Source organism: Caballeronia arationis, assembly GCF_001544975.2.
Classification (GTDB): domain Bacteria; phylum Pseudomonadota; class Gammaproteobacteria; order Burkholderiales; family Burkholderiaceae; genus Caballeronia; species Caballeronia arationis.
In genome coordinates this window covers 1-5408 of sequence record NZ_FCOG02000245.1, presented here as the reverse complement: position 1 = coordinate 5408, position 5408 = coordinate 1, and the positions used below count along the sequence as shown (strand labels likewise).

Genomic DNA, 5408 nt, shown 5'->3' with positions numbered 1-5408 from the left:
ATATCGGCTGTGGTCAATCCGTGCTGGTCCATGAGCTTTCGGATGTCAGCAAGCACGGTCTGCGCCTGTTTTGCGATCAGGGCCTGGGCCTGCGCTTGAAGTCGTTTCATTTTTCCTTGGATTTGTTCTAGGGTGGCCATAAAGGTCTCCTTTAGGATGTCATCTCCGAACTATGCCACCGTTCACATAGGAAACGAAGAGTGATGCGAACTGAAAGAGCTGCATCTTGTGACCGAGCGCCTCAAACGAATAGAATTCGAAAGGCGCCTAGCGCGAGCACGGTCCCTGAGTTGTCAAAGTCCCTCCAGCCAATGCTCAATCCGAGAAGCCTGATCCCCGCCGCGCTGTCAGCTGGTTGCCACCGAACGAACACCCAGGACTTGTGGCTCAAGCATTACAGCGCCTGGCTAACAGATGACGAGCACCGCCTCGTTTATAATATGAAGACAGCCCGAGCAAGGGCAGGAGCCTATTCATGAGTCAACCGCGCGGTCGATATTCTGGTTCTCGAAACAGCGACCAACGCCAACCGCGTCCCGTCAAAAAATCGCCGATCAAACGACAGGGGCGACCATACCTAAAGGGGCAATCTACTCGAGAGCCTGGCGAAACTGCATCTATTTTCAAGACGCGATCGTTTTAGTTGCTGGTTGATATGGTCGGCGCGGAGAACGTCGCGCTAGGGCTTGAATCCAGCTTGAAGCGCGTGGCCGAGCTGATGAAGGGCGAAAGATTCACGCCCGAAACGGCCTTTCATATGGAAACGACGCTTGGGTTGCCACACGGTTTCTTTGACGACCCCGACCCGGTGCTCGGGCCAGAGATTGTCGCCCGTTTGAGGTCCCCCTTGGACTTCGTTCAAACGGACGTCGATCTCGAAATGGTGTCCAGCATGACTGAACGGGATTTCGTCCCAACAGTCAGCCAAAAGTCATCTCTTAATAATCGCTTGCGTGAGGAGCCGGAAATGGCAAAGAAAACCACTGGCGCGTCGCCAAGGGCCGTCGTACGGTCCAGCGCTGGCAACTCGCCACACGGCAGACCCGGCAATGCGAAGATTTCGCCGCAAAGCAGCGAACAACAATCGCTAGGGCTGGATGGCAGCGCGGAGGTAGAAACCATTCGGCGCGCCAACGTTCACGTGCTCACGACACGCAACGGCTCGAAAGTGAAGCTTGGGGCGATCATGGCGCTTACCGGCTCCAACATGGCCCATCGACTGCATGGCAAAAAACGCATGGACGATGCCGAAGCGAAACGATTCACGGAACGTCTTGGCTTGCCAGCCGGCTGGCTGGACACGCCGCGTTCGGAAGCGGACATTCCGGAATCCGTGTCCGACATGCTTCGCCCTACTTCCCGCGGCAAGGCATCTCAGGCGCAACTACCGGCCCCGACCGCCGCGAAAAAAGACGCGGGAGCGAACGTCGATCTCGGAATCGTACGCACCGCGCGCGTCCCGATGATCACACCTGTCGATGAAAACCTGCATGCTCCGACAGGGGCCGCTATCGAGGAGGCAATCGTCGTCATCGAACGAGGCCGTGCCAGCAAAACCGCCACTGAGTTTGCTAATCCCCCGTCTGCGGAAAGCGACGCCTCATTCCAAACAGGGCTCGAATCGCTTCCCGATGCTGCAGCCCCGCTGGCACGTTCGTTCCCGCGCTCCTTCAGATCCGTGACGACCCTCGACAACCTTGACGGCATCGAACCGATCGTGGAGGCATTGATCAAGACGCTCGCAGGCAAAGCACGCACTGGCCGATTGAACGAACTGAAAGCGCTAGAGCTCTTGCAGCAGGCGGTTGTTGCTTTAAACCGTTATTCGGTCCAGTTGGCGCATGCGAGTGCCCAAGCATGCCACGCGAAGGCACTCGAGGAGCACGTCGCCCAAGATCCGATGCGGCATTTCCCTCCCCGCTTCTTTGCCCGCCCGGTTGGCTCTGTTGAAGGGTATCCGCGACGCCAGGGTTACATGTCTTGACTTTCGCGGACCGCTCCTCAATTCAGTAATGTGCTCGCGACTTTACTTAGCTAGCGCGCTTAAATGCCAGGAGTGAGCCCAACGCGGCGTGCGAAGTCCAGCGGATGTCGCTGAGACAGCACGGTCCGACGCATAATCGGCCTTAGGCGACGCTCGCCGCCTATCTTCCGCGCGGCGGCAGCGCGCCGCTTTACGGTCATTCGCGATGCAGCGCAGTTGATCGCCGGCGCCGGGGACGGCGAACGAGTCTTGACGGCCATCTGCGGCCATACGCCTGTGATCTCGCGTGGACATTCGAGCGACGGATCTGTCCAAAACAAGGGACCTTGGCACGGCGAATATATCCGGCCGCCGTTGACAGGAGTGAACCCGCAGACGAGTATTAGCGAACGCACCCGCCAATTCCGCGGCAACACTTCGCGAGTGCGAGGGATCATGAGGGCCACACCTACACGCAACCCATCGTGGTCTTAGACGTCAGCATCAGAGCACGCTTCAGCATCTCGTCGCAGTGGAATGCCACCATCGGCAGCCTGGAGTCAAGTCATGACGCTACCCGCCGCACTGATCAACCATGAACATGCCAGCTCGCGGTCGAAGTCACGGGCGCGTCTGTCAGCGCGCGATTCCCGATTTGTCCATTTTGTTATTTGCAGACATTAGACGCGAATGCGCGGAATCTCACACGGCAAATGGCAGCAGAGGGACAGTGATCCATGTGTACGGATGCTGCCGTTAAGGCTTTTTTACGAACCGATCTACTCGAACGTCGATGAGGGGCCGATTTAATTCACCGTTATTACCGGAGGATTTGAAGATGACCGAGGATCAGCTCGCGCGTAAAAAACTCGCGATCGAGACCAGATTAAAACGGGTCGACCAAGCCTTAGCACGTAAGCAACTCGATCTCGCACAAGCTGAGTTTGAATGGAAAAAAAGCCAAGGTGCTCATTCAGGTTTGGCTTTTCTTTTGACTCCCACGGGAGTCGTACTGGTGGGTGCAGCTTTAGGATTGCTTGGAACCGCGGCGAGTAAGTGGGCAGATTACCTGTCCACAAGACGGCAACAGGAAACAACTATGATCCTTAAAGCCAGCGAGGTTTCGCCGGCAATGTCGCCTGCTGCTCAGGAGATACAGCGAGCTCGCAATCTCCGGTGGTTTGCGGAGGCCGGATATATTGACCTTCCCGCCTCTTATCTCAGCCAACTTCGAGCGGCCTCCAAATTAGAATCTGGTCAAGCGGTTCCGCCCCCTGTGGTCGAGCTATCGACGAGCGGCTCAAAACCAGGGATGAACTTCAGCATCAACCCGCGTACTGTATCGCTCAAACCAGGGGGCTTTAAAGGCGTCACTTACACTTTTGTTGAATCTGGCGGTATCGCGGCGTCTGTTGATTCAGAGGATATTCGATGGTTATTGGCGGATGGTACCGTACTAGATGGCTCGACCGGCATCCGTATTTTGGGTGGTCCATTCGTGCTACAAGATCGGCGCCAAGTTGACCGTGACGACAATATATATCTGCCACCCACGATTGCACAACTGGCTCGTCAGCATGACAAAACGTCGGTGTACCTTGAGTTAACTTTCAATGTGCAATACACCAATGGCTCAAGAGGATCATCGAAAGCGCTTTTACAAGTTGAGGTGATTTCTGAATGAGCTAAGTCGCCAGAAATGTGAGAAAGTCCAGACGTCGCAACATTCAGAGGAAAGTCTGCGAGGTCATTGGGCTCATAAACCAGAATCGGCTCGCCGTAGGCCGCGCCGAATTCCTCGCGGATCTGGCTAAAAACGATGCGAGCGGGCCAATTGGAGGGCACTAGCGTAGCCGGCGTACAACGCGAAATCCAGCGCCCTGTATGCCGGCCAAACCAACCTGACCAGTGAAACGGCCGTTATACCCTTGGAAGCCGCCGTCGATCTCCCGATAGCTCGAACGACCGAAGTGGGTCGTAAGTGTGAATTCGCTGACCCAGTCAGTTGGGGTGCCGTGAGACACCAGCAATGTCCGAGGTCCGGTAGGCTGCCGACGTTGACCGCGACCATCGTGAAAGTCCGCTAAGGCCGATAAGCGGGCCGTCAAAACCTCGAACGCCTTTTTTGGATGGGGCAAGACTTGATATAGCCCGGCCCGAAGCTATTGGACGCTCCAGCGATTCACGTGGCGCCCTTCGCCGCTCGTTCAATTCTTAACGCGTAAAACGCTTGTCGAGCGTCCTTCAGTTTCTGTATGGCGGCCGCAAAGCGCGCCAACTCGGGCGCTTCAAGCCATGTGATGTGCCGCACGAAAAAAGTGCTTCGAGCGCAACTGATGCCGGATGTACTTCCCGTGTTGCATTTGCGACCCGCTCAAGCGCTCTCGCCTCGCTTGACTTGTCCTTGCTCTTCGTCATCTGGGTCCTAAGTCCTGCCGTTCGAAGTCGTGTGAGGGGTGAGCTAATCGCCCCGACCGCCGAACGACGTACCTTGCGTTCAGCTACCGCAACAATCCGCACGGTCCAGAGGCTTGTGATGAGGTAGTTCGTCGGAGGCGAACTCCTCGGACGGACGCCACCCTGCGCCGGCATCGAGGCGACTGCGCTGGATCCCTTCTGAGCAAGGCGACATGCCAGCGATAGCGCGGCCGGCACGCGCCCCGACATTCGCGTCGATCGGCTCAAGTTGTCAGCGACTATGCGCGTCCGCGAGGAAAACGTTCGAAGCGCGCCCTCCTTGCCGCCAAGATTCCCGGTAAAACGCGCAGGATGCGCTCGCGGCCCTGAAAAACTGTTCGACGATCTGGTCAATGCGCAGTACCTCGACAACGACGCGTTCACGAAGTAGATCAAGATGCTCCTCCGCCGCCATCACGACGACGCGGGAAATAAGCGGCGCGCGCCGCTAAGCCGCGGAGCCAGATGGCGCCGAGCCACACCAATGTAGCGTGGATCTTCACCACGCCCGTGTTGGACGCTCTGCCCGACATGGCCGCCGCCGGCGCGCATAGGATTCGCGCTTGTGCTGGCGCACAACACAGGTCTCCGCCATTCGAAATTGTGCTGCGCTTTCAACGACGGTATCAGCATGCGCGACGCCGGAGTCGAACTTGGGTCGACTATCCTGTCTCGCCGTGGGCAAGGAGTTCGAAAGAACGGTTCGTGCCAGTCGGCGCCGCCGTCGTGACGGCGTTCGGCGACTATGTGGGAGCGCGCGGCCTCGCCCGCGATCCCCCTTGCCTGCCCCGTAGGTGACTGGTTCCCGCGTTGCCGACACTCGGTATATTGGCCGCCTTCGTCGCGAGGCGGCCGAAAGCGACACCGACGTCCTTCGTGCAGTCAAACGGCCGGAAAAAATTCAGTAACGCTTAGTACTACAGCCGTAGGTACGCCGGAAGCACACCTCCGCGTCGTCGATAATGACACTGCTGGGCTCGGTACTGAT

Annotated in this window: 2 protein-coding genes; both read left to right on the top strand. The window is 57.6% G+C overall.

All coding sequences use genetic code 11. The features are described from left to right. Positions 1-643 precede the first annotated feature (643 nt). Entirely contained in the window at positions 644-1984 is a 1341-nt protein-coding gene (locus tag AWB81_RS40135; protein ID WP_327373376.1) for a hypothetical protein, read from the top strand. A gap of 817 nt (positions 1985-2801) precedes the next feature. Further along, the gene (locus AWB81_RS45370) at positions 2802-3647 is read left to right on the top strand and encodes a hypothetical protein (protein ID WP_144444333.1); all 846 of its coding nucleotides are present in this window, start codon (positions 2802-2804) and stop codon (positions 3645-3647) included. Positions 3648-5408 lie beyond the last annotated feature (1761 nt).

What these genes read in the sequence shown, in the direction of transcription:
- AWB81_RS45370 (WP_144444333.1), top strand. Translation starts at nt 2,802, where the DNA reads ATGACCGAGGATCAGCTCGCGCGTAAAAAACTCGCGATCGAGACCAGA.